At 69.6% G+C, this 22021-nt stretch carries 25 protein-coding genes; 14 read left to right on the top strand and 11 right to left on the bottom strand.

The genetic code is table 11. From position 1 onward, the window contains the following. Window positions 1–3: 3 nt before the first annotated feature. Both ccmB and ccmA read right to left on the bottom strand, forming a co-directional pair. Window positions 4–669, bottom strand: a complete 666-nt coding sequence (gene ccmB / locus ACSVDD_RS15995) for a heme exporter protein CcmB (RefSeq protein ID WP_448190362.1) — start codon at window positions 667–669, stop codon at window positions 4–6. Next, the gene (ccmA, locus tag ACSVDD_RS15990; RefSeq protein ID WP_448190361.1) at window positions 666–1358 is read right to left on the bottom strand and encodes a heme ABC exporter ATP-binding protein CcmA; all 693 of its coding nucleotides are present in this window, start codon (window positions 1356–1358) and stop codon (window positions 666–668) included. Before ccmA ends, ccmB begins: the two co-directional genes overlap by 4 nt. Window positions 1359–1511: 153 nt before the next feature. On the opposite strand from ccmA, the gene ACSVDD_RS15985 reads away from it, so the two are divergent. From ACSVDD_RS15985 to ACSVDD_RS15950, 8 genes are all read left to right on the top strand, one after another. Beyond that, window positions 1512–1946: an SH3 domain-containing protein gene (locus ACSVDD_RS15985; protein ID WP_448190360.1), complete on the top strand. Its 435-nt coding sequence runs from the start codon at window positions 1512–1514 to the stop codon at window positions 1944–1946. A gap of 339 nt (window positions 1947–2285) precedes the next feature. Then, a complete protein-coding gene (locus tag ACSVDD_RS15980; RefSeq protein WP_448190359.1) occupies window positions 2286–3956 on the top strand; it encodes a putative transporter in 1671 nt (556 codons plus the stop codon). A gap of 136 nt (window positions 3957–4092) precedes the next feature. Next, window positions 4093–5775 carry a putative transporter gene (locus tag ACSVDD_RS15975; RefSeq protein WP_448190358.1) on the top strand — a complete coding sequence of 561 codons (1683 nt, stop codon included), beginning with the start codon at window positions 4093–4095 and terminating at the stop codon, window positions 5773–5775. Window positions 5776–5849: 74 nt separating this feature from the next. Further along, window positions 5850–6656 (top strand): ABC transporter ATP-binding protein, encoded by an 807-nt coding sequence (locus tag ACSVDD_RS15970; RefSeq protein ID WP_448190357.1) that lies wholly within the window; start codon window positions 5850–5852, stop codon window positions 6654–6656. A gap of 78 nt (window positions 6657–6734) precedes the next feature. Then, window positions 6735–7568, top strand: a complete 834-nt coding sequence (locus ACSVDD_RS15965; RefSeq protein WP_448190356.1) for a lysine/arginine/ornithine ABC transporter substrate-binding protein — start codon at window positions 6735–6737, stop codon at window positions 7566–7568. Between the two features lie 59 nt (window positions 7569–7627). Further along, on the top strand, window positions 7628–8332 hold the full coding sequence (locus tag ACSVDD_RS15960) for an ABC transporter permease (RefSeq protein WP_448190355.1): 705 nt from the start codon (window positions 7628–7630) through the stop codon (window positions 8330–8332). A 1-nt stretch (window position 8333) separates the two neighbouring features. Next, window positions 8334–9023 carry an ABC transporter permease gene (locus tag ACSVDD_RS15955; RefSeq protein ID WP_448190354.1) on the top strand — a complete coding sequence of 230 codons (690 nt, stop codon included), beginning with the start codon at window positions 8334–8336 and terminating at the stop codon, window positions 9021–9023. A gap of 91 nt (window positions 9024–9114) precedes the next feature. After that, window positions 9115–10026 carry a sensor histidine kinase gene (locus ACSVDD_RS15950; RefSeq protein WP_448190353.1) on the top strand — a complete coding sequence of 304 codons (912 nt, stop codon included), beginning with the start codon at window positions 9115–9117 and terminating at the stop codon, window positions 10024–10026. A 3-nt stretch (window positions 10027–10029) separates the two neighbouring features. Here the strand turns inward: ACSVDD_RS15950 and ACSVDD_RS15945 are convergent, their stop codons facing one another. The 4 genes from ACSVDD_RS15945 to ACSVDD_RS15930 all read right to left on the bottom strand — a co-directional run bounded on the left by ACSVDD_RS15945 (window position 10030) and on the right by ACSVDD_RS15930 (window position 13863). Beyond that, on the bottom strand, window positions 10030–10758 hold the full coding sequence (locus ACSVDD_RS15945) for a metallophosphoesterase family protein (protein ID WP_448190352.1): 729 nt from the start codon (window positions 10756–10758) through the stop codon (window positions 10030–10032). After that, a complete protein-coding gene (locus ACSVDD_RS15940; protein WP_448190351.1) occupies window positions 10751–11515 on the bottom strand; it encodes a nucleotidyltransferase family protein in 765 nt (254 codons plus the stop codon). Before ACSVDD_RS15940 ends, ACSVDD_RS15945 begins: the two co-directional genes overlap by 8 nt. Window positions 11516–11584: 69 nt before the next feature. Beyond that, window positions 11585–11776 (bottom strand): YbdD/YjiX family protein, encoded by a 192-nt coding sequence (locus ACSVDD_RS15935; protein ID WP_448190350.1) that lies wholly within the window; start codon window positions 11774–11776, stop codon window positions 11585–11587. A gap of 5 nt (window positions 11777–11781) precedes the next feature. Then, a complete protein-coding gene (locus tag ACSVDD_RS15930) occupies window positions 11782–13863 on the bottom strand; it encodes a carbon starvation CstA family protein (protein WP_448190349.1) in 2082 nt (693 codons plus the stop codon). 147 nt (window positions 13864–14010) lie between these two features. On the opposite strand from ACSVDD_RS15930, the gene ACSVDD_RS15925 reads away from it, so the two are divergent. From ACSVDD_RS15925 to ACSVDD_RS15915, 3 genes are all read left to right on the top strand, one after another. Beyond that, window positions 14011–14538 (top strand): hypothetical protein, encoded by a 528-nt coding sequence (locus tag ACSVDD_RS15925; RefSeq protein ID WP_448190348.1) that lies wholly within the window; start codon window positions 14011–14013, stop codon window positions 14536–14538. Window positions 14539–14552: 14 nt separating this feature from the next. After that, the gene (locus ACSVDD_RS15920; RefSeq protein ID WP_448190347.1) at window positions 14553–14726 is read left to right on the top strand and encodes a hypothetical protein; all 174 of its coding nucleotides are present in this window, start codon (window positions 14553–14555) and stop codon (window positions 14724–14726) included. Between the two features lie 74 nt (window positions 14727–14800). Continuing rightward, on the top strand, window positions 14801–15538 hold the full coding sequence (locus ACSVDD_RS15915) for a cold-shock protein (RefSeq protein ID WP_448190346.1): 738 nt from the start codon (window positions 14801–14803) through the stop codon (window positions 15536–15538). 13 nt (window positions 15539–15551) lie between these two features. Here the strand turns inward: ACSVDD_RS15915 and ACSVDD_RS15910 are convergent, their stop codons facing one another. Continuing rightward, window positions 15552–15764: a hypothetical protein gene (locus tag ACSVDD_RS15910; protein ID WP_448190345.1), complete on the bottom strand. Its 213-nt coding sequence runs from the start codon at window positions 15762–15764 to the stop codon at window positions 15552–15554. A 232-nt stretch (window positions 15765–15996) separates the two neighbouring features. Next, window positions 15997–16311: a hypothetical protein gene (locus ACSVDD_RS15905; protein WP_448190344.1), complete on the bottom strand. Its 315-nt coding sequence runs from the start codon at window positions 16309–16311 to the stop codon at window positions 15997–15999. Window positions 16312–16599: 288 nt separating this feature from the next. Here ACSVDD_RS15905 and ACSVDD_RS15900 point away from each other — a divergent pair, with 288 nt between their 5' ends. Beyond that, on the top strand, window positions 16600–16833 hold the full coding sequence (locus ACSVDD_RS15900) for a hypothetical protein (protein WP_448190343.1): 234 nt from the start codon (window positions 16600–16602) through the stop codon (window positions 16831–16833). Between the two features lie 158 nt (window positions 16834–16991). Then, entirely contained in the window at window positions 16992–17225 is a 234-nt protein-coding gene (locus ACSVDD_RS15895; RefSeq protein ID WP_448190342.1) for a YMGG-like glycine zipper-containing protein, read from the top strand. On the opposite strand, the gene ACSVDD_RS15890 is transcribed toward ACSVDD_RS15895, so the two are convergent. Together ACSVDD_RS15890 and ACSVDD_RS15885 are read right to left on the bottom strand one after the other, a co-directional pair. Continuing rightward, complete coding sequence (locus ACSVDD_RS15890; RefSeq protein ID WP_448190341.1) at window positions 17222–18040, bottom strand: hypothetical protein; 819 nt, start codon at window positions 18038–18040, stop codon at window positions 17222–17224. The two genes, ACSVDD_RS15895 and ACSVDD_RS15890, sit on opposite strands and share 4 nt — an antisense overlap. A gap of 20 nt (window positions 18041–18060) precedes the next feature. Beyond that, window positions 18061–19137 carry a Do family serine endopeptidase gene (locus ACSVDD_RS15885; protein ID WP_448190340.1) on the bottom strand — a complete coding sequence of 359 codons (1077 nt, stop codon included), beginning with the start codon at window positions 19135–19137 and terminating at the stop codon, window positions 18061–18063. Window positions 19138–19257: 120 nt separating this feature from the next. Between ACSVDD_RS15885 and ACSVDD_RS15880 the strand changes: the two genes are divergently transcribed. Beyond that, a complete protein-coding gene (locus ACSVDD_RS15880) occupies window positions 19258–19569 on the top strand; it encodes a hypothetical protein (protein WP_448190339.1) in 312 nt (103 codons plus the stop codon). Here the strand turns inward: ACSVDD_RS15880 and ACSVDD_RS15875 are convergent, their stop codons facing one another. Next, complete coding sequence (locus tag ACSVDD_RS15875) at window positions 19570–21870, bottom strand: hybrid sensor histidine kinase/response regulator (protein WP_448190338.1); 2301 nt, start codon at window positions 21868–21870, stop codon at window positions 19570–19572. It lies immediately after the preceding gene. Between the last annotated feature and the right edge of the window lie 151 nt (window positions 21871–22021).

Raw genomic sequence — 22021 nt, 5'->3', positions numbered from 1 at the left:
CGCCTACTCCAGCGCCTGCCGCAGCGCAGCCGCGCCCGCCCACGGCGCCAGCGGCAGGCAGCCGGCGAGGATGCCGGTCAGCAGCAGCAGGTGCGGGCGGGGCGTCAGGCCGGTGACGGCGGCGTCGATGGCGCCCGCCCCGAAGATCAGCACCGGGATGTAGAGCGGCAGGATTAGCAGCGAAATCAACACGCCGCCGCGCCGCGCCCCCAGCGTCAGCGCCGCGCCGATGGAACCGATCAGGCTGAGGATCGGCGTGCCGATGGCGAGCGTCAGCACCAGCACGCCGAAGCCGCCGGCCTCCATGTTCAGCAGAACCGCCAGCAGCGGCGCCGCCACCAGCAGCGGCACGCCGGTGACCAGCCAGTGCGCCAGCGTCTTCGCCAGCACGACCGCCTCCAGCGGCAGCGCGGTGAGCGACAGCAACTCCAGCGAGCCGTCCTCGTAGTCGTTCTGGAACAGACGCTCCAGCGACAGCAAGGACGCCAGCAGCGCCGCCACCCAGATCACCCCGGCGGCGATGCGCGCGAGGATGTTGGGCTCCGGCCCGACGCCGAAGGGGAACAGCACCACGCACAGCACGAAGAACATCACCGCGATGGAGGCGTCCGAGCCCTGGCGCAGCGCCAGACGCAGGTCGCGCCGGACAAGGGTGAGGAAGCGGTTCATGCGGCGTGCTCCCCGTCTTCGGTCACGTGCTCATCCTCGTCCTCGTACGCGTCGTCGTGCGCCACGGGCGTGAAGTCGTCGAGTTGGAGGACGCGGTGACCGGGCAGGTCGATGTCGGCGTGGGTGGACAGCACCACCATGCCACCGGCGGCGCGATGCTCGGCGATGATGCCCTCCAGGAGGCGGACGGCGGCGCGGTCGAGCGCCACGGTGGGCTCGTCCAGCAGCCACAGCGGCGCCGGGGCGGCGAGGATGCGCGACAGGTTGAGGCGGCGCTTCTGCCCGGCCGACAGGTAGCGGCCCGGCACCGGCGCGATGTGCGGCACCCCGAAACGCCCGAGCGCCTGGAGTGCCTGCGCCTGCGGGTCCGCGGCGCCGCCCAGGCGCGCCCAGAACTCCAGGTTCTCGGCGGCGCTCAGGACCGGCTTCACGGCGTCGAGGTGGCCGACGTAGTGGACGCGGCGGCGGTGTTGGTCCGGCTCCTCGCGGACGTCCAGATCGTCCCAGGCGAGCTTGCCGCGGAAGGGCCTGAGCAGGCCGGCGAGGATGCGCAGCAGGCTCGACTTGCCGCTGCCGTTCGGGCCGAGCAGCATCAGCGCCTCGCCCGGTTCGAGGCGGAAGTCCAACTCGGTGAAGACGAGCCGGTCGCCGCGCAGGCACGTCAGCTCGATTCCGGCGAAGGCAGGCATGGGCGGGGCAAGGTCCTGGAAGGGCAGGCGGCTTTGGAGCGGAGCTATAGCACAGCCCCGGCGCGCCACAAAAAAATATGGCGAAACGCCGACTTCACCGGGCGGGCCGGCGTGCTAAACAAGGGTCCCCATCCGCGGACCCCTAACGGACGCATGCGCACCCGTCGATTTTCCCTGGCTTTGGCCCTGACCCTGCTGCTGGCCTCCTGCGCCCCGCAGACCCGCTCGCCGCCTCCCTTGCCGCCCCAGGCGCCGGCCACCGGATTCGAACCGATGGGCGGCAAGTGGGACGCCGGCACCGACGCGTCGCTGCGCTCGGCACCCACCGAGGGCGCGCCGGTGATCGGCAAACTGCGCGCCGGTCAGCCGGTGAACGCGCTGGGCCGGGTGCGCAATTCGGACTGGGTGGCGGTGCCTTACGGTGGTGCTACGGGCTATGTGCGCCTGCACCTGCTGCGCCTGCACGACACGGCGGCGGTGACGGTGAAGGGCAGCTCGACTGTGGTTCCCAAGCCTGTGGACAATGCCGGCCCCAAGGTCAACGCCGCGCCGCGCGGGAAAATCCAGGCGGCGCCGATCACGCCGTAGCGCCCCAACTTCCTTCATTGGGCCATTGAAACCCCGCGCGCGCATGCGCGCGAAGGCAAGGCGCGGATCCGCCGAGAGCCGTCTGAGAAAATGCAAAAAGAAACGGCCACCGCAGGGGGCTCTGGCGGTGGCCGCGGGGTCCAACCGGGGCTGGCTGGGGGACGCCGGGGTCAGCGTCCGAGTAGGGGGTCGTCGAACCGCCTTGCGGCGTTCCGTGGCGCACAATGACCGCGCGCTGGGTTATGGGGTACGACAAGAAAGTGGCGAAATTTTGATTTTTTCGCCGGAGCGCGTCATTGATGTCCTCCGCACGCCGCCACAACCGTCCGGATCGCCTCCATGCTCGACCTCTTCCAGGGATTGTCCGACATCGCCCGCGTCATGCTGACGTTGAGCGCCGTGGCGGTGAGCGGGCTGGCGCTCGGCCATCTCAAGGTGCGCGGCATCGGCTTGGGAATCGGCGGCGTGCTGTTCAGCGGCTTGGCGGCCGGACACATCGCGCGGGTGGCCGGCGTCAGCTTCGACCATCACGTCCTGCACTTCCTCCGCGAGTTCGGGCTGATCCTGTTCGTCTACACCATCGGCATTCAGGTCGGACCGGGCTTCTTCGCCGCGCTGAAGCGGTCGGGCCTCGCGCTCAACCTGATGGCGGGGACAATCGTCGTGCTGGGCGTGCTGACGGCGGCGGCGATCCACCTGCTGGCTGGGGTGCCGCTGCCGGCGGTGCTCGGCATCTTCTCGGGCGCCGTCACCAACACGCCGTCGCTGGCCGCCGCGCAGGAGATCCTCGGCGCGGTGGGCGCCCCGGCGGTCGAGCAGGCGATGCCCAGCCTGGGCTATGCGGTGGCCTATCCGTTTGGCATCGCCGGCATCCTGATCGCCATGGCGGTGGTGCGGCAGGTGTTCGGCATCGACCCGGCGGCAGAAGCCGCCGCCTTCGAGAGCCAGCGCCGCGCCCAGCTCGATTCGCTGGAGACGCTGAACGTCGTCATCCGCAACCCCGGTGCGACCGGCCTGTCGATCAAGGAACTCGTCCACTCGGCCGAGCAGGGCGTGGTGGCGTCGCGCATGATGCGTGACGGCCACCTCCAGGTGCCGCACGCCGACACGCTGCTGCTGGCGGGCGACGTGCTGCACCTCGTCGGGCCGCGCCCCAAGCTGGAGCGGCTCAGGGCCTATCTCGGCCAGGAAGCGGAGGTGACGCTCACCACCCAGGGCACGGACATGCGCTGGGAGCGTCTGGTGGTGACCAGCGACCACGTGCTGGGCAAGAGCATCGCCCAACTGAACCTCGCCAACGCCTACGACGTGGTGGTCAGCCGGGTGAACCGGGCCGGCGTGGAACTGGTGCCGTCGCCGGCCCTGCACCTCCAGTTCGGCGACATCCTGACCGCCATCGGCAAGCCGGCCGATATCCACAAGGTCGCCGCCCTGCTGGGCAACGCGCCGCGCCGGTTGCAGCAGGTGGAGTTCATCCCGGTCTTCATTGGCATTGCGCTGGGCATCCTGCTGGGCTCCATCCCGCTCTATGTGCCGGGGATGCCGGCGCCGATGAAGCTGGGGCTGGCCGGCGGGCCGCTGGTGGCGGCCATCGTGCTGGCGCGGGTCGGGCATTTCGGCCCCCTGGTCTGGTTCATGCCGCCGGCCGCCAATCTGGCGCTGCGCGAAATGGGCATCATCCTGTTCCTGGCGGTGGTCGGGCTGCTGTCCGGCGGCCGGTTCGTCGAGACGCTGCTGTCCGGCGAGGGGCTGGTGTGGATCGCCTGCGGTGCCGTCATCACGCTGGTGCCGCTGCTGACGGTGGGCCTGTTCGCGCGGGGCGCGCGCAAGCTCAACTACCTGTCGTTGTGTGGGCTGCTGTCCGGCAGCATGACCGACCCGCCGGCCCTGGCCTTCGCCAACGCCATGTCGCCGTCCGAGGCGCCGGCCCTGGCCTATGCCACCGTCTACCCGCTGGTCATGTGCCTGCGCATCCTGGCGCCGCAGATCCTCGTGCTCCTGTTGTGGTAGGAGCGTAGCGGAGCCCCTGCCGGGGTGGGGCAGCCAAACGGGTGATTGCCGGCCGCGCGCCGCGCCCAATCCTTGCGTTCGTGCACGTTCCGTCCTAGACGGTCCGCTCCCCTTTACCACAGACGGCCTCCGTCCCATGCACTTCCTCGCCGACGCGTTGCTGGCCATGCCGACCATCGCCCGCGTGGTTCTGGTGCTCGGCCTCGTGTCGGCGGCGGGGCTGGCGCTGGGGCACGTGAAGGTGCGCGGGGTGGGGCTGGGCATCGGCGGCGTGCTGTTCGCCGGGATCGCCGGCGGGCATCTGGCGAAGGAAGCCGGCGTCACCTTCAACCCGGAGATGATGGACTTCATCCGCGACTTCGGGCTGATCCTGTTCGTCTACACCATCGGCATCCAGGTCGGGCCCGGCTTCTTCGCCGCGTTGCGCGCGTCGGGTCTGCGGCTGAACGCGCTGGCGCTGCTGATGGTGGTGCTCAGCGTCGCGGTGACGGCGCTGCTGGCGGTGTCGGGGGTCGTGCCGCTGGGCGCGGCGCTGGGAATCTTCGCCGGAGGGGTGACCAACGCGCCGGCCCTGGCCGCCACGCAGCAGGTGCTGACCGAGGTGCACGCCGACGCCCTGACCATGGCGCTGCCGGGGCTGGCCTTCGCCGTCACCTACCCGTTCGGCATCGCCGGCAATCTGCTGACCATGGCGCTGGTGCGCATCGTCTACCGCATCGACCCGCAGCAGGAGGCCCGCGACTTCGAGGCCGAGCGGCGGCGCGAGGTGGCGGCGCTGCACACGGTGAACGTCGCCATCCGCAATCCCTCCATCCACGGCGTGCGGCTCGGCACGCTGTCCACGCTGCCGAGTCTGGGGGTGGTGGCCTCAAGGCTGCTGCGCGGCGACCGGCTGATGGTGCCGCACCCGGACATCGAGCTGCACGTCGGCGACGTCATCCACCTCGTCGGCCCCAGGCCGAAGCTGGACGAATGCTGCCTGTTCTTCGGCGAACCGGCCGAAGAGGTGACGCTGACCACCCAGGGCACCGACCTGAAGTGGGAGCGCATCGTCGTCACCAGCAACGCCGTCCTGGGCAAATCCATCGCCGCGCTGAACGTGCAGGGCCTGTACGGCGTGGTCATCAGCCGCGTCACCCGCGCGGGTGTCGAGCTGGTGCCGAACGCCGCGCTGAAGCTCCAGTTCGGCGACATCCTGACCGTCATCGGCGCGCCCGACGATCTGAAGGCGGTGGCGCGGCTGATCGGCAATTCCGAGCGCCGGCTCCAGCAGGCGGAAATGGTGCCGATGTTCTTAGGGATCGCGCTCGGCGCCATCGTCGGCTCGATCCCCATCTTCCTGCCCGGCATGCCGGCGCCGCTGCGCCTGGGGCTGGCCGGCGGGCCGCTGATCGTGGCGATCTTGCTGGCGCGACTCGGGCACCTCGGCCCGCTGGTGTGGTTCATGCCGCCGGCCGCCAACCTCGCCCTGCGCGAGATCGGCATCGTGCTGTTCCTGGCGGTGCTCGGCGTCGCCTCGGGTGCGCGCTTCGTCGAGACGCTGGCGAGCGGGGCGGGGCTGCCGTGGGTGGCCTGGGGCGTTCTGGTCACCGCCATTCCGCTGCTGGTGACGGGCCTCGTAGCGCGCGGCGTGCTGAAGCTGAACTTCCTGACCATCTGCGGCATGCTGGCCGGGGCGCAGACCAACCCGCCGGGGCTGGCCTACGCCAACGCCGTCGCGGCGTCCGAGGCCCCGGCGCTGGCCTACGCCACGGTGTACCCGTTGGCGATGTGCCTGCGCATCCTGGCGCCGCAGATCCTCGTGCTGATGCTGTGGTGAGCGAAAATCCACTTTTCCAACGGGAAATAGCGGTCTAGCTTGCGTTGTTCCCGACAACTGGTCACACCACCTCCATGCACCGCCACCCGCCCAGCAACCCGAACGCCCCCGAAGCCGTCGTCGTTCACGACCTGCACAAGCGTTTCGGCAGTCTCGAAGTGCTGAAGGGCGTGTCGCTGACGGCGCACGAGGGCGACGTGATCGCACTGATCGGCTCGTCCGGCTCGGGCAAGAGCACAATGCTCCGCTGCATCAACCTGCTGGAGGTGCCGGACGAGGGGCGCATCGTCATCGCCGGTGAGGAGATCGGCCTGAAAAAGGGGCGCGGCGGGCGCACCGTGCCGGGCGACAGCAAACAGGTGGACCGCATCCGCACGCGGCTCGGCATGGTGTTCCAGAACTTCAATCTGTGGACCCACATGACGATCCTGCAGAACGTCATCGAGGCGCCGGTCCACGTGCTGGGCGTGCCGAAGGCGGAGGCCATCGACCGCGGCCGCCGGCTGCTCGACAAGGTCGGCATCCTCGCCAAGGCCGACGCCTACCCCTCGCAGCTTTCCGGCGGGCAGCAGCAGCGCGCGGCCATCGCGCGCGCGCTCGCCATGCAGCCCAAGGTGATGCTGTTCGACGAGCCGACCTCGGCGCTCGACCCCGAACTGGTGGGCGAGGTGTTGGTGGTGATCCGCCAGCTCGCCGACGAGGGCAGCACCATGATCCTGGTGACGCACGAGATGGACTTCGCCCGCGAGGTGGCGTCCGAGGTGGTGTTCCTCCACCAGGGCCGCATCGAGGAGCAGGGTCCGCCGGACAAGGTTCTGGTGAATCCGGACTCCGATCGGGTGCGCCAGTTCCTCGCCCGGCACCTGTCGAATTCCGCTTGACCGGTCCGCCGGATCGGCAAAGCTGAACCCATGACCCGCGTAAGACGGGCATGCCGTGATACAGAGGAGGCAATTAAGATGAAGAAGATCGTTGCGGCGCTGGCCGTTGGCGCCGCGGTTCTGGCGTGCGGCGTGGCCGAGGCCAAGGATTGGAAGAAGGTGCGCATCGGCACCGAGGGTGCCTACGCCCCGTGGAACGCCACCGACGCGTCGGGCAAGCTGATCGGCTTCGAGATCGACCTGGGCAACGATCTGTGCAAGCGCATGAAGGTCGAGTGCGAGTTCGTGGCGCAGGACTGGGACGGCATCATCCCGGCGCTCCAGCAGGGCAAGTACGACGCCATCATGTCGGCGATGACCATCACCGACGAGCGCCAGAAGATCCTCACCTTCACCGTTCCCTACGTGACCGAGCCGTCGAGCTTCGTCACCGACAAGAAGTCGCCGCTGGCGGCCATGCCGAAGACGGACATCCTCGACATCGAGACGCCGGCCGGCAAGAAGGCCATCGAGGACCTCGCCAAGACGCTGAGCGGCAAGACCATCGGCGTGCAGACCTCGACCACGCAGTCGGCCTTCCTGGAGAAGCACCTGCCGAAGGTCGCCGTGCGCACCTACGACAAGATCGACAACGCCGGCATCGACCTGGGCGCCGGCCGCGTCGACGCGGTGATCGGCGACCGCTCGGTGGTCGAGGGGATCATCAAGGAGGACAAGGCCGGCAACATCGTCATGTTCGGCCCGAACCTCGTGCGCGGCGTGCTGGGCGAGGGCATGGGCCTGGGCCTGCGCAAGCAGGACACGGACCTCAAGGCGATGTTCGACAAGGCGATCGCCGAAGCCAACAAGGACGGCACCATCGGCAAGCTGTCCATGCAGCACTTCGGCTACGACATTTCAATCAAGAAGTAAAAAAACGCCCTCCCCCAGTTCCGCTGGGGGAGGGCTTTCTTGGCTGTTAAAGACACCGCATGCTCGACCTCCTCTCTTTCGGCCCGACCGGCTGGGGTTTGCAGATTCTCGCCGGCACCGGGATGACCGTCGCCGTTGCGGTGTCGGCGTTCGCGCTGGGCGTCGTGCTGGGCTCGCTGGGCGCCGCCGCCAAGCTTGGCGAGAGCCTGATCCTGCGCGCCGTGGCGGAGGTCTACACCACCGTCGTGCGCGGCGTGCCGGAACTGCTGGTCATCTACCTGCTGTTCTTCGGCGGCAACGGCATGGTGGCCGCCGTCGCCCGCGTGTTCGGCTATGACGGCTATGTGGAGCTGAACGCTTTCACCATCGGCGTCGTGGCGGTCGGCCTGATCTCCGGCTCGTACTCCACCGAGGTGATCCGCGGCGCCGTGCAGTCCGTGCCGCACGGCCAGATCGAGGCGGCGCGCGCCTGCGGCATGGCGCGCTGGCTGATCCTGCGCCGCATCCTGGTGCCGCAGACGCTGCGCTACGCGCTGCCCGGCCTGGGCAACGTCTGGCAATTGACGCTGAAGGACACCGCGCTGGTGTCGGTGACGGCGCTGGCCGAGGTCATGCGGGTGGCGCAACTGGGCGCCGGCTCGACCCGGCAACCGTTCCTGTTCTACACGACGGCGGCGGTGGTGTACCTGCTGCTGACCACGGTCTCGACGGCGGCCTTCGACCGCGCCGAGCGCCACACCATGCGCGGCGTGCGGAGGGCGTGAGATGAACTGGCCGCTTATGTGGGACGTGCTGCCCCGGCTGCTGGACGGCGTGCCGCTCACCATCCAGCTCGTGCTGTTCGCCGAGCTGCTGGGCGTGCTGGTGGCGACCGGCACCGCGCTTATGCGGCTGTCCGGCAACCCGGTGCTGGACTGGATCGCGCGGGGCTACGTCTTCATTTTCCGCGGCACGCCGCTGCTGGTGCAGATCTTCCTGATCTACTACGGCCTGGGTCAGTTCGGCGGCGTGCGCGAGAGCGTGCTGTGGCCGATCCTGCGCGAGCCGTACTGGTGCGCCATCCTGGCGATGATGCTCAACACCGGCGCCTATGGCAGCGAGATCCTGCGCGGCGCCATCCAGTCCGTGCCGCACGGGCAGCTGGAGGCGGCGCGGGCCTGCGGCATGGGCCGCTTCCTGACCTTCCGCCGCATCACCGTGCCCATCGCCGTGCGGCAGGCGCTGCCGGCCTACGGCAACGAGGTGATCCTGATGGTCAAGGCCAGCTCGCTGGCCAGCACCATCACGCTCCTGGAGGTCACCGGCATCGCCCGCAAGATCATCGCGCAGACCTTCGCGGTGTTCGAGGTGTTCCTGGTGGCCGGCGCCCTCTATCTGGCGCTGAACTTCACGCTGGCGTGGCTGGTCCGCGCCGCCGAACGCCGCATGAACCCGCACCTGCGCGCGCGTGCCTGACGAATCGTCATAGTTACGAATCTCCATTGTTTGTGCACTGCGGAAAGGTCATCCTTTTCCGGGGCTCAGCGAGCGGAGCGGCAGCGCATCCATGACGACGGAGTTCGTGACCACAGCCGGCGTGCTGGTTGCCGGAATCCTCATCGGCGCCTTGCTGTGGCACGCCGCCACCGCGTGGCGCCGGGAGCAGCGCCACGCGGCACTGCTGCGCGACATCGCGTCGCGCAAGGAGCTGGAGAACAGCCTGCGCGCCGCCAAGGAGACCGCCGAGGTGGCGAGCCGCGCCAAGTCGCAGTTCGTCGCCACCATGAGCCACGAGCTGCGCACGCCGCTGAACGCCATCATCGGCTTCTCGGAGATCATCAAGAATCAGTCGATGGGTCCGATCGGCAACCCGCACTACGCCGAGTACGCAGAGGACATCCACGAGGGCGCCGTCCACCTGCTGGCGGTGATCAACGACATCCTGGACATCGCCAAGGTCGAGTCGGGCCAGATGGCGCTGTCCGAGCGGCCGGTGGCGCCGGGTGCGCTGGTGACGGCCTGCCTGCGCCTGATGCGCGACCGCGCCGAGCGGGCCGGCGTGGCGCTGGTGGACGCGCTGGACGACGCGACACCCGCGGTGCTGGGGGACGAGCGGCTGCTCAAGCAGATGCTGGAGAACCTGCTGTCGAACGCGGTGAAGTTCACCCCGCCCGGCGGCAGCGTCACCGTGCGCGCCACGCCGATGGACGACGGCGGGTTGGCGATTGCGGTGATCGACACCGGGCCGGGCATCGCGCCGGACATCCTGGAGCGGGTGTTCTCGCCCTTCGTGCAGGCCGACGGTCACCTGTCGCGCAGCCACGAGGGCACCGGGCTGGGCCTGCCGCTGACCAAGGCGCTCATCGAGCGCCACGATGGCCGGATCACGCTGGACACCGCGCCGGGGCGGGGAACGGCGGCGACGCTGCTGCTTCCGCCGGGGCGCGTGCTGGCGAGGGAGGCGCAGCCGGTGGGGTGATGTTCACACCTCGATCAGCGCGTAGATCCGCTCGCCGTCCTTCGGGATCGTCTGGGCGCAGTTGTAGACCGGCGTGCCGCGCGGGGTCTTGCCGGTGAAGCGGCCGTGGTGGGCGTGGCCGTGCAGCACCGCCTTCACACGGTCGTGGTAGCGGTCGATGGTCTCGGCCAACCGTGAGGAGCCCAGGAAGGGGAAGATCTCCTTGGGCTCGCCCTCGATGGTCTCGGCGATCGGGGCGTAGTGCAGGATCACCACCGTGCGTTCGGTCTCCAGTTGGCGGAGCGCGCTTTCCAGCTTCATCGCCTCGTTGACCGACTCGTGGACGAACTGCTTGATCGCCGGCTCGCCGAAGGCGTCGAGCATCATGCGCTCGAACCCGCCGCCGAAGCCCTTCACACCGGCGAAGCCGACGCCCCGGAGCTCGAAGGTCGTGTCCTCCAGGAACTGCACGCCGGCCTGCTCCAGGATGCGGCGCACCTCGTCCACGGCGCCGCACTCGTAGTCGTGATTGCCGAGCACAGCCAGGACCGGGATGCCGATGCCGCGGATGTCCTCGGCGAGGATCTCGGCCTCGCGGATCTTGCCGTGGTTGGTCAGGTCGCCGCACAGCGCCAGCACGTCGGCTTCGTCGGCGATCTTGCGGAACAGGTCGCGGTAGGGGTGCACGGCGCTTTCGCCGACATGCACGTCGCCCAGGCCCGCGACGGTGAGGCTGCCGTTTCCTTCAGCCATGCTTCGCCTCCTCGCCGACCACGTCGGCGAAGCCCCATTCGGTCACGTCGATCAGGTAATCCTCGCGCGAGAACAGCCGGCCGCGACAGATGCGGGTCTGCGGGACCGGCAGCTTGGCGCGCTCGTTCAACCGGGTCAGCAGCTCGTCGATCAGCCAGTCGGGGATGGCCTCGCGCTCGGTCGGGTAGATGAAGCGGAAGTTCAGGACGTGCATCAGCAGCACCTCCCAGTACTGCTCCATGTGCGCCAGCAGGCGCTTCCAGTCGATGTCGCCGCGCCGCCGCAGGATCAGGTGCGCCACGTCGGGGCCGTCGTACTTGTGGCGCAGCTGCACGAACGCCTTGGAGAACAGCAGTTCGGTCGGCGGGATGAGCTGCACGTCCATCCCCATGATCCTGGCCGAGTGCCGCTCGCCGAACCACGCGTCGGTGACGGGGTTGATGGCGGCGGCTGAGTTGAAGATCACGTCGAAGAACAGCTCGCCATGGAAGACCTTGCCGATCCAGCGTTCGTCCTCGATCTCGGTGGTGAAGCCGCGGTCCTGGAAATAGGCGAGGATGCGCGGGAAGTCGCCGGCCTTGCAGAACACGTCGATGTCCTTGGTCGGCCGGCTGAGGCCGGTGTAGGCGCAGACCGCGTAGGTGCCGCCCAGCAGGAACGGGACACCGGATTCCTTCAAAAGTTTCAGGCTCTCGGCGTAGAACGCCTCGGCCTCGGCCGAAACGGGGAGCGCAGCCGGAATCTTGGCTTGGGGCATGGTCCTCATCATGGTCGGAGGGAAACCGTGCGCGCCCACGCCGAGGCAGGCGCGCACGGGTGACAACGCTCAGCAGCACCCCACCTTCCCGCTGCGATAACGGCGGTCCTGGCAGTCGCGGAAGAACTCCTCATAGGTCATGACCGGCTCGTCCGGGTGGGTGGTCCGGCGGTGCGCCACGTAGGAGTCATAGTCCGGCACGCCCACCATCAGCCGGGCGGTGCGCTGCATGCGCAGCAACAGGTCGTAAGCTTGCTGCATGGCCGTCACTCCGCTGCCAGCGGACGGCCGGTCGCGGTGGCGCGCACCCCGACGCCCACCTCGTGCGCGGTGACGTTCGGGTTCGCCAGCCCCCGGCGAATCCAGATCACGCCGTAGACCACCATCGCCAGCACCACCAGGATGAACAGGCCGGTCAGCGTCGCGTCCACGTAGTCGTTGACGATGACGCGCTGCATCTCCTCCATGGTCTTGGCCGGGGCGAGGATCTTCCCGCCGGCCGCCGCGTCGGCGAAGAGTTGGGCGTGCGACAGGAACCCGATCTTGACGTCGGGGTGGAACAGCTTCTGCCAGCCGGCGGTCAGCGTGCAGACCAGCAGCCACACGGTCGGCAGGATGGTCACCCAGGCGTGGCTCTGGCGCTTCATCTTGAACAGCACCACCGTGCACAGGATCAGCGCGATGGCCGCCAGCATCTGGTTGGAAATGCCGAACAGCGGCCACAGCGTGTTGATGCCGCCCAGCGGATCGACGACGCCCTGGTACAGGAAATACCCCCACGACCCCACCGCCAGCGAGGTGGCGATCAGGTTGGCGGCCCAGGACTGGGTCTGGCGCATGAAGGGCATGGCCATGCCCGCCAGATCCTGGATCATGAAGCGCAGCACGCGGGTGCCGGCGTCCACCGTGGTCAGGATGAACAGCGCCTCGAACAGGATGGCGAAGTGGTACCAGAACGCCATCAGCGCCTGCCCGCCGATGGCGTTGGACAGGATGTGCGCCATGCCCACGGCCAGGGTCGGCGCACCTCCGGCGCGGGACAGGATGGTGGACTCGCCGACGTCCTTGGCGATGGCGGTCAGCGCGTCGGGGGTGATCGGGAAGCCCCAGCCGGAGATGACCGAGGCCGCGTGCGTCGCGTCGGCGCCGATCAGGCCGGCCGGGCTGTTCATGGCGAAATACACCGCCGGGTCGAGCACGCAGGCGGCGATCAGCGCCATCATCGCCACGAACGATTCGGTCAGCATGCCGCCATAGCCGATCAGGCGGGCCTGCGTTTCGTTCTCCAGCATCTTGGGCGTGGTGCCGGACGAGATCAGCGCGTGGAACCCCGACACCGAGCCGCAGGCGATGGTGATGAACAGGAACGGGAACAGCGAGCCGGAGAACACCGGGCCGCTGCCGTCGATGAACCGGGTCACCGCCGGCATGCGCAGTTCCGGCATCACGAACAGGATGCCGATGGCGAGCGCGATGATGGTGCCGACCTTGAGGAAGGTGGACAGGTAATCGCGCGGCGCCAGCAGCAGCCACACCGGCAGCACCGACGCCACGAAGCCGTAGCCGATGATCATCAGCGCCAGCTGCGTGCCGGTATAGGTGAAGGCCGGCGCCCAGGCCGGGCTCAGGGAGACGCTCTGGCCGCCCATGATGGCGCCCATCAGCAGCACGAAGCCGATCACCGACATCTCGCCGATGCGGCCGGGCCGGATATAGCGGGTGTAGAGGCCCATCAGGATCGCGATAGGGATGGTGGCGAACACCGTGAAGGTGCCCCACGGGCTGCCGACCAGCGCCTTGACCACCACCAGCGCCAGCACGGCGATGAGGATGATCATGATCAGCATGACGCCGATCAGCGCGATGACGCCGGCCACCGGCCCCATTTCGGAGCGCACCATGTCGCCCAGCGTGCGCCCGTCGCGCCGGGTGGAGGCGAACAGCACGACGAAGTCCTGCACCGCTCCGGCCAGCACCACGCCGACCAGAATCCAGAGCGTGCCGGGCAAGTATCCCATCTGCGCCGCCAGCACGGGGCCGACCAGCGGCCCGGCGCCGGCGATGGCGGCGAAGTGGTGGCCGAACAGCACGTACTTGTCCGTCGGCACGTAATCCAGGCCGTCATTGTAGAGCACGGCCGGCGTCGGCCGGTTGGCATCCAGTTGCAGCACGCTCCTGGCGATGTACAGGCTGTAGAAACGGTAGGCGATGGCGTAGACGCACAGCGCCGTCACCACCAGCCACAGCGCGTTGATGGTCTCGCCACGGCTCAGGGCAACGGTGCCGAAGGCGAACACCAGGAGCGCCGTGAGCACCAGCCAGCCAAATCCGTTCATGACACGGGACATGGCGACGTCTCCCCCTAAGGAATTTGTCCGGTGCTCGTCAGCACCGTTTCCGCTGCCTAAACAGGCGATCCCCATGAAACGGCACGGGAACCCGTCGCGCCGCGTCGACGTTTCCGAGGTACCGCGGCCTTGAGGGGACTTCGCACCATGACCAGGATTCTTCGCAGCGCGCTGATGGCGGCCGGGGTGGCCGCGCTGGCGGCGGCGCCCGCGGCGGCGCAGCAGACCTGCCGCGACATGGTCGAGCGCTTCGCCGCGGCCGAGAATCTCTCCGGCAGCAGCCCGCCTGTGGTGTCGCCGCCCGCGGCCGGGAGCACGGCGGACAGTGGCAGTCCGTCCGGTGAAACCATGTCGGACAAGCTCGGCCGCTCGGGCGGCGTGCTGGCGCCGCCGGCCGTTGGCGACACGGCGGTGATCGACCCGCCGCGCAGCGGCACGGAGCGGATGCCGACCGCGCCGCGCGTAGCGCCTGCGCCGGGGGCCGGGGCGGGCTCGTCGGCCGACGCGCCGACCGGCTCCACGCCGGACCGCGCGGCGAAGCGCGCACAGATGGAATCGCTGGTGACCGCCGCCCGCGCCGCCGCCGCGCGCGGCAACGAGCAGCAATGCATGGACAGCCTGTCCAAGGCACGGGCGCTGAGCGAGCATGGCCGCGGCTCGGGCGAGGGCGGCTGATGAGGCGTGGTGTGATGAGGCTGGGTCCGATCCCGCCGACGCCGCCGGTTCCCGGTGGTCCGTCGCCGACGCCGCCCGAGGTGCCCGGCGACCCGTCGCGCCCGCCCATGGGCGAACCGCCGGACCCCATTCCCGTGCCGCCCACCGAACCGCCGCCGGTTCCCGAGCGGTTGTGGGAATCGCCGTAAGCGTGTGCGGCGGAACGCGGCGAACCGTGCTACAAGGGGGGCGTCCTCCCCCTTGGTAAGCACGGCCTGAGATCATGAGCAGAGATGAACCGCCCCGTCACGTCTTCCGTCAGCCGAAGGTCCTGGGGGAGCGCGTGGAAGCCACCGTCAAGTGGTTCGACCCGGTCCGCGGCTTCGGCTTCGTCCAGCCCGGCAACGGCTCGCCCGACGCGCTGATCCCCAACGCGCTGGTGCAGTCCGCCGGCCACGACGGGCTGCCGGACGGCGCCACGGTGGTCGTCGACATCGTCGAGGGCCGCAAGGGCAACCAGGTGAGCGCGCTGCACTCCGTGGACACCTCCAGCGCCAAGCCGGCCCGGCCGCCGCGCGGTGATCGCGGTGGTGAACGGGGCGGCGGGTTTGCGGATCGCGGCGGCGACCGCGGCGGGCGCTTCGGTGATCGTGGCGGCGACCGTGGTGGTGATCGCTTCGGCGACCGCGGCGGCGACCGCTTCGCGGATCGCGGTGGCGACCGCTTCGCCGACCGTGGCCCGCGGCCGGGCGGTCCGCGCCCCAGTGCTCCGCGGCCCGGCGGCCCGCGCCGCGACGCCGATGCCGGCCCGACCACCGAGGCCGAAGGCACGGTGAAGTGGTTCAACGAGACCAAGGGGTTCGGCTTCATCGCGCCGGATGGCGGCAGCCGCGACGTGTTCGTGCACGTCAAGGCGCTGGAGCGCTCGGGCCTGTCCAGCCTCAGCGAGAACCAGCGCGTCCGCCTGACCTTCCGCCAGGGCGAGAAAGGCCCGGAAGCGGTCAGCGTTTCGGAAATCTGAAGCGAGGGGGCGCTCAGCGCCCCTTCATCATGCGCCGCCAGAAGGGAGCGGAGCGTTCCTCCGCCTCCTTCTCGGCCAGCCATTCCTCGGCCAGTTCGCGCACCTGCCAGCCGCCCAGGAAACGATCGCAGTCCACAGCCGTGTACAGCCGCACGCGCTCTTTCCCAAGCCGCTCGAAATACTCCAGCGTCCGTTGCCGGTCGACGTCCTGCATGACTATGCCCATACGGCCTTCACCTCCATAGGGCGCACCCGACACCATATATAGTTTGCCGGGCTCATAATGTAGTGCATCTGAACGCTGCGCCGCAATGAGACTTTTCCGCCGAATGGTCAGTCGGCCTCACCATCACCTGCCTAGCGCTTTTCCGAGGCGGTGGGAAAGGGATCAAAATGGTACACGCGGGCCATGCTGCGGCGTGTTGCCGCAGTCGTCCGCCGGTATGGACGCCCGGATTTCAGGCGTGGGAGCCGGTGCGGATGGTCAGGTCGGACAGCGCGATGCCGGCGTGCTTGACGGCCGCGGTCACGTCGCCCAGCGTGTCCCAGTAGCAGCGCCCGCCGATCTCGGCCAGTTCGCCGCCCAGGCACACCACCCACAGCCCGGTCTTGTCCATGTGCAGCGCGCGGGCCATCCCGCTGGTGCGACCGGCCGCGTGGACCGCGTCGGCGTGGCGCTCGTACACGGGAATGTCGGGATGACCGGCGACGGCCTGCTCGGGGCGGCGGTGGCGGCGGTCGTGGTGCGTGTCGGCGAAGGGCGTGTAGGTCATGGTCCGGCGCTCCCTGGTAGCAGTGTCGCCCGCTGGATGGGGCTTGTTTGTTACGACACTAAACTAGTGCGACACTTACTATCTTGTAAAGCGAAATCTGCGCATTTGCGCGGCAATCGCTCGCTTTTTTTGCTGGGGATTTGGAATAAAACGCAGCGTGATTGAATAGAATTTTATGAGACCGCAAAGGAGTGTGGCGCGGGCGAAGGTGCGCGAGCGACGTATGCAGGAAACTTTGCCGCGGCCATTGGGTTGAGGGCATGCAAAGCCACCAACCAGGAGGATTCCATGGCCGAAAACCGCAACGAAGGCGCCAACGAAGGTGAGGGCAACCGCACCGCCGACCGCCAGTACCGTCGGGGCGTGCAGGATCACGTGCAGCACCACGACGTGCAGGGCGACGCCCAGCGTGCCCGCGACGCCGTCGACGGTCCGGAAGGCAACGAACTCCGCCGCGCGGAGGAAGAGGGCAAGCGCCACTCCAAGGGCGAGGACCCTCAACTGAACAAGAAGAAGCCCTGAGCCGGGTTTCGCGCCCCCTCTCCCGAGGGCTGGGGAGGGGGCGCCGCCCCACTCCGCAGCACTACCCCGAAATCGTCACACCAAAAGGCGTGTCCGAATCCCAATCAATAGGGTGATGCCGACAAACCGCCGGCAGCGCGCCATTGATGGGTAGGATGATGCTGAAGACCATTGCCGTAGTGATTTTGGGAACGGTGCTCGTTTCCGGCTGCTCGAATCTGTCGCAACGCGAGAACCGCGCGCTGACCGGCGCGGCGGTTGGGGCCGCGGGTGGTGCGGCCATCGGCGGCCTGACCGGCGGCAGCGCCGTCTTGGGCGGCTTGATCGGTGGCGCCGGTGGCGCCGCGGTCGGCGCGCTGACCAGCGACGACGGGTCGCGCCGGCGGCGCTAATCCGTGAAGTCGTCCAGCGACAACTCGCGGACTTCCGGCGAGCCGGTCGCTGGCGACTTGGTGGGCCTGGGTTCCTCGTGCGCTTCCTCGAACGGTTCCTCAGGAGTTCCCTCGTACGGCTCCCCGAAAGGCTCTTCCTCAAAGGCCACCGGCGGTGGGGGCGGCGGCGGTGCCGCCACCGGCTTGGGCGGCGGCGGCGCGGGCCTGGGCGGCAGCGGGCGCTTCGGCGCCTTGATGGGCTTGCTGTAGCCGCCCTTGGCGGTGACGCTCGGCAGGTCGCCGAAGTCCGGCAGCGGCGGCGCGCGGTCCATCACCCGGCGCATCTGATCGGCGATGCGGTCGGCGTAGGCGCGCAACGCCCGGCCGCGCTCGCCGTCGTAGCGCGAATCGTCGAGGAACTGGCGAATCGCCAGCAGCCCGCGCAGCTCCAGCCCGCACATCTCGTGCGTGCCGATGGGCAGCTCCTGCACCTTGGCGAAGGCGGCGAAGAACGCGGCGCTGCTCTCGACGAACAGCAGCACCATGCGCGCGTGCATGCGGTCCAGCGCGGTGACCATCTGCGTCACGCCCAGTTCCTCGGGCAGCAGATCCAGCCGCTCCTCCACCAGCGCCGCCAGCGCGAAGAAGTCGCGCACCTTCTTGGTGAAGCGGCGGTAGCGGTTGAGGCCGCCGACGCTCACCTGTTCGCGGGCGGTGGCCGCCAGTTCGGCCGCCTTCTTCAGATGCTCGTCCAGACGCATCAGCATCTTCGCCGCCTCGCGCTGGCGCGCGGCGGGGGAGAGCGGCGGGGCTGAGGTCGGCGGTCGCGGCGGCATGGGCTCGTGCAGGTTGCGGGCTACTTTACGGTGCGGACGCTGATGCTACGCTGCTGACCGTCCCGCAGCAAAGTGATCTGCACCGGCGTGCCCGTGCGGACAAGCCCGATCCGGTTGCGCAGGTCGGTGCCGGAGTGGATCGGCCGCCCGTCCACCGAAGTCACCACGTCGCCGGAGCGCAGGCCGGAGCGGTCGGCGGCCGAGCCCGGCTCGACCTTGGCGATCACCGCGCCCTGGTCGCCGGGGACGTTCAGCGTCTCCGCCAGATCCGGCGTCAAATCCTGGATGGCGACGCCCAGCCGGCCGCGGCGCACCGCGCCGTGCTCGATGAGCTGGTCCATGACCGAGCGGATGATGTTGGTCGGCACCGCGAAGCCGATGCCGACGCTGCCGCCGGCCGGGCCGATGATGGCGGTGTTCATGCCGATCAGCTCGCCGTTGAAGCTGACCAGCGCCCCGCCCGAGTTGCCGGGGTTGATCGAGGCGTCGGTCTGGATGAAGTCCTCGTACCCCTCGACCTTCAGCCCGCTGCGCCCCAGCGCCGAGACGATGCCGGAGGTCACCGTCTGCCCCAGCCCGAACGGGTTGCCGATGGCGACCACGAAGTCGCCGACGCGCAGCCGGTCGGAATCGCCGATGGGCAGTGCCGTCAGCCGCTCCGCCTGGATCTGCAGCAGCGCCACGTCGGTGGCCTCGTCGCTGCCGACCAGCTTGGCGCGGATGCGGCGGCGGTCCTTCAGCGTGACGGCGATCTCCTGCGCGTTGGCGATGACGTGGTGGTTGGTGATGATGTAGCCGCGCTGCGCATCGACGATGACGCCCGACCCCGCGCTCACCTGCGGGCGGGCCTGCGCCTGCTGAAGATCGCCGAAGAAGCGGCGGAAGAACGGGTCGCGCATCAGCGGGTTGTCGGCCGCCTGCGGCGCGCGCGACAGAACGGCGATGTTCACCACCGCGGGCGTGACCTGGTCCAGCATGGGCGCGATAGTCGTCGCCCCGTTCGCCGTCGCCGGCAGTGCCGCCCACGCCGGAGCCGCGCCCGGTCCGCCCGCCAGCGCGCCCAAAACCGCCAGAACCCCTGCAATCTTCATTCTCATGGAAAACCTCACATGCAACCGGCGCCGCAGATTTGGGACAGGTCGCCCGTCCGTTCAAGCCCAAGCTTGATCGCCACGGCGGGGAAGCCATGTACCACCGGGGAGAGGGAGGAAACGCCGATGAACAAGCCTGAACGGACGCCGGACAGGGCGCCCCCCGCGTTGCCGAATCCGGGCCTGATGATGCTCGGTCCGATGACCGCCATGCGTCTGTTGGCCGACTTGAACCGGGCGGTGCCGGCGTCGCTGCTGATCGCCGCCTCGCCGTTCTTCTGGGCACCGCCCTTGTGGATCGGCGCGCTGATGGCCGCACGGGCGGCCGCAGCACACGGTGGTCCCGAGGGTTCGGCCGTCACCCGGCGCGAGGCCGAAGCGGCGCCGAAGCGCATGGTGGAGCGCGCCGTGCCGAGGCGCCGGGCGGGCCAGCCGTAACTACCTCTCCGCTCCATCCGCCGCCGCGGCGACGATCTCCAGAAGGTCGGCGGGGACAATGGGCTTGTGCAGCAGCCACAAGCCGCGCGCCGCCGCTTCGCGCAGGCGGTCCGGGTCGGTGTCGCCGGTGATGATGACCGAGGGGATGCGGCGCTCCAGCCGCTCCGCCACCCGCTCGACCAGATCGGCGCCGGTCAGCGGGCCGGGCAGGCGATGGTCGGTGACGATGAACTCCGGCATCGCCTCCAGGCGCGCCAGAAGGTCGAGCGCGTCGGTGCCGTCGGCGGCGGAGGCGACCTCGTGGCCGGCATCCTCCAGAATGCGGCGCAGGGCGGCGCGCTGGTCGGCCTGGTCCTCCACCAGCAGGATGCGCAGGCCGCGCACCGGCGCCCGGCCGCGGTCGGCCGTGCGCGGTGGCGGAAGCTGCGCGGTGGAGGCCGCCAGCGGCACGGTGACGGCGAACAGCGAGCCGCGGCCAACGCGCGAGCGCACGGTCAGCGGATGCCCGAGCAGCCGGGCGGTGCGCTGCACCACCGACAGCCCGAGGCCCAACCCGTGCCGGTGGTCGCGCGCGGCGTTCTCCACCTGATAGAAATCCTCGAAGATCGCCTCGATCTTGTCTTGCGCGATGCCGATGCCGGTGTCCCACACCTCGATGCGCAGCTGCGAGCCGCGCGTGCGGCAGGCCACCAGGATGCCGCCGGCCTGGGTGTAGCGCACGGCGTTCGCCAGCAGATTGCCGACGATGCGGCCGAGCAGCAGCGGGTCGCTGCGCACCATGGCGGCGCAGGGGCGCTGGTGCACCGTCAGCCCCTTGGCCTCGGCCAGGGGGCGCAGCTCGGTCAGCTTGGCGTCGAGCAGGTCGCGGATGGGCAGGTCGGAGACCTGCGGCCGCACCGTCCCGGCCTCGAGCGTCGAGACGTCGAGCAGCGCGTTCAGCAGCATCTCGCCCGACTGCATGGCGGTGCCGAGCTGGCGGTGCGCGTCGTGCGCCCGCTCGCCGGCCAGACCGGCCTCCAGCAGGTAGTGGTAGAGGCGCATGGCCTGGAACGGCTGGCGCAGATCGTGGCTGGCCGCGGCCAGGAAGCGCGATTTCGACGCGTTCGCCAGTTCCGCCTCGCGGCGTCGGCGCGCCTCCTCGGCCAGCAGGAAGGCGCGCTCGGCGCCGGCCTCGTGCAGGCGTCCGCCAGCGTTGGCGATGGCGGCGGCCAGCTCGTCCACCTCCCGCACCCCGCAGCGGGCGAGTGGCGGCACCGGGCGGTCGTCCTCCAGCGCCCTGGCGGCCCGGGCCAGCGCGCGGATCGGTTCGGCGATGCGGCGGCCGGCGCGCAACGCCAGCAGCACCGCCACGGCGACCAGCCCGGCGCCGGGCAGCAGCATCAGCGCCAGATTGCGGTACAGCGGCTCGACCAGCGCCGCCTCGGGCGCCGCGAAGCCCAACGTCCAGCCGGCGACGGCGGAGCGCCGGAAGGCGATGGTGATCATGTGGCCCTGCACCGCGCGGCCGGTGACCAGCCCCTCGTCGGCGGCGCTGGTCGCGGCGCCATACCAGTCGGGCGAGGGTCGCGCGACATAGGCTTCGGGGTTGCGGGCGCGGGCGACGGCGATGTTGTTCTGGTCGACGATCGCGCCGACCCAGCCGTCCGGCACCTGCTGGTCGGCGAGGAGCCGGCTCCAGCGCTCGGCGTGCAGCACGGCCCCGACCACGCCGTTGACCACGCCGAAGCGGACCAGCGGCACCGCCACCGCCACCAGGGGCGGCTTGCTGGCCGAATTGGGGCTGGCCGAATTGGAACTGGCCGAGTCGGAGATGATCGGCGAGACCGCCGGCTTCGCCTTGATGATCGCCTGACGCACCGTTTCGGTGAAGGCCGGCGGCGGCTGGCCGTGGCGCGCGGCGGTGTCCATGATCGGCGTGCCCCAGGCGTCGGCCAGGAACACCGACTGCCAGAACGGGTGCGTCTGCTGGAGCATCGCGGCGGCGGCCTGGAAGCGGGCCGGGTCGTCGCCGGCAAAGCCGCTGGCCAGCGCCGCGCCCTCCAGCGCGTTGACGATGCCCGTGAGGTCGGCGTCCAGCGCCAGCACCAGGGCGCGCGCCGTCTCGCGCAGACTGCTCTCGGCCGCCGCGCGCTGGTCCAACGCGTTGCGCGTGACCAGAAAGCCGGCCAGCAGCAGCATCGGCAGCAGTGCGGCCAGCACCAGCGCCATCAGGTGCCGCCGCAGCGAGCGCGACGGACCCGGCGCGGTGCCGGTGCCGTTCTCCGGCGTGCGTGGTGCGGGGAGTTGGAAACGCTGTCGCATGGCTCCGACCTTACCGTCGTTGCCGAACGGGTCCGTGTGAAAATTGGGAGATTCGCCCACGACTCGGGTGTGGCACCCAGACTGCGGCGGTGCGCGCCTTTACGCGGAATGGCCGAACGGTTAAGGTTACCCGCAGTGCCCGATCCGCACA

The sequence above is a fragment of the Azospirillum terrae genome (genome assembly GCF_053470425.1).
This window is presented reverse-complemented; position numbering and strand designations above follow the sequence as displayed.

Excerpts from the sequence above, each read along its gene's own strand:
- ACSVDD_RS15975 (WP_448190358.1), top strand. The coding sequence starts at position 4,093 with ATGCACTTCCTCGCCGACGCGTTGCTGGCCATGCCGACCATCGCCCGC.
- ccmB (WP_448190362.1), bottom strand. The coding sequence starts at position 669 with ATGAACCGCTTCCTCACCCTTGTCCGGCGCGACCTGCGTCTGGCGCTG.
- ACSVDD_RS15895 (WP_448190342.1), top strand. The coding sequence starts at position 16,992 with ATGCTGAAGACCATTGCCGTAGTGATTTTGGGAACGGTGCTCGTTTCC.
- ACSVDD_RS15915 (WP_448190346.1), top strand. The coding sequence starts at position 14,801 with ATGAGCAGAGATGAACCGCCCCGTCACGTCTTCCGTCAGCCGAAGGTC.
- ccmA (WP_448190361.1), bottom strand. The coding sequence starts at position 1,358 with ATGCCTGCCTTCGCCGGAATCGAGCTGACGTGCCTGCGCGGCGACCGG.
- ACSVDD_RS15980 (WP_448190359.1), top strand. The coding sequence starts at position 2,286 with ATGCTCGACCTCTTCCAGGGATTGTCCGACATCGCCCGCGTCATGCTG.
- ACSVDD_RS15945 (WP_448190352.1), bottom strand. The coding sequence starts at position 10,758 with ATGGCTGAAGGAAACGGCAGCCTCACCGTCGCGGGCCTGGGCGACGTG.
- ACSVDD_RS15900 (WP_448190343.1), top strand. The coding sequence starts at position 16,600 with ATGGCCGAAAACCGCAACGAAGGCGCCAACGAAGGTGAGGGCAACCGC.
- ACSVDD_RS15885 (WP_448190340.1), bottom strand. The coding sequence starts at position 19,137 with ATGAGAATGAAGATTGCAGGGGTTCTGGCGGTTTTGGGCGCGCTGGCG.
- ACSVDD_RS15950 (WP_448190353.1), top strand. The coding sequence starts at position 9,115 with ATGACGACGGAGTTCGTGACCACAGCCGGCGTGCTGGTTGCCGGAATC.
- ACSVDD_RS15955 (WP_448190354.1), top strand. The coding sequence starts at position 8,334 with ATGAACTGGCCGCTTATGTGGGACGTGCTGCCCCGGCTGCTGGACGGC.
- ACSVDD_RS15890 (WP_448190341.1), bottom strand. The coding sequence starts at position 18,040 with ATGCCGCCGCGACCGCCGACCTCAGCCCCGCCGCTCTCCCCCGCCGCG.
- ACSVDD_RS15880 (WP_448190339.1), top strand. The coding sequence starts at position 19,258 with ATGAACAAGCCTGAACGGACGCCGGACAGGGCGCCCCCCGCGTTGCCG.
- ACSVDD_RS15910 (WP_448190345.1), bottom strand. The coding sequence starts at position 15,764 with ATGGGCATAGTCATGCAGGACGTCGACCGGCAACGGACGCTGGAGTAT.
- ACSVDD_RS15935 (WP_448190350.1), bottom strand. The coding sequence starts at position 11,776 with ATGCAGCAAGCTTACGACCTGTTGCTGCGCATGCAGCGCACCGCCCGG.
- ACSVDD_RS15965 (WP_448190356.1), top strand. The coding sequence starts at position 6,735 with ATGAAGAAGATCGTTGCGGCGCTGGCCGTTGGCGCCGCGGTTCTGGCG.
- ACSVDD_RS15905 (WP_448190344.1), bottom strand. The coding sequence starts at position 16,311 with ATGACCTACACGCCCTTCGCCGACACGCACCACGACCGCCGCCACCGC.
- ACSVDD_RS15985 (WP_448190360.1), top strand. The coding sequence starts at position 1,512 with ATGCGCACCCGTCGATTTTCCCTGGCTTTGGCCCTGACCCTGCTGCTG.
- ACSVDD_RS15930 (WP_448190349.1), bottom strand. The coding sequence starts at position 13,863 with ATGTCCCGTGTCATGAACGGATTTGGCTGGCTGGTGCTCACGGCGCTC.
- ACSVDD_RS15940 (WP_448190351.1), bottom strand. The coding sequence starts at position 11,515 with ATGCCCCAAGCCAAGATTCCGGCTGCGCTCCCCGTTTCGGCCGAGGCC.
- ACSVDD_RS15925 (WP_448190348.1), top strand. The coding sequence starts at position 14,011 with ATGACCAGGATTCTTCGCAGCGCGCTGATGGCGGCCGGGGTGGCCGCG.
- ACSVDD_RS15970 (WP_448190357.1), top strand. The coding sequence starts at position 5,850 with ATGCACCGCCACCCGCCCAGCAACCCGAACGCCCCCGAAGCCGTCGTC.
- ACSVDD_RS15875 (WP_448190338.1), bottom strand. The coding sequence starts at position 21,870 with ATGCGACAGCGTTTCCAACTCCCCGCACCACGCACGCCGGAGAACGGC.
- ACSVDD_RS15960 (WP_448190355.1), top strand. The coding sequence starts at position 7,628 with ATGCTCGACCTCCTCTCTTTCGGCCCGACCGGCTGGGGTTTGCAGATT.
- ACSVDD_RS15920 (WP_448190347.1), top strand. The coding sequence starts at position 14,553 with ATGAGGCTGGGTCCGATCCCGCCGACGCCGCCGGTTCCCGGTGGTCCG.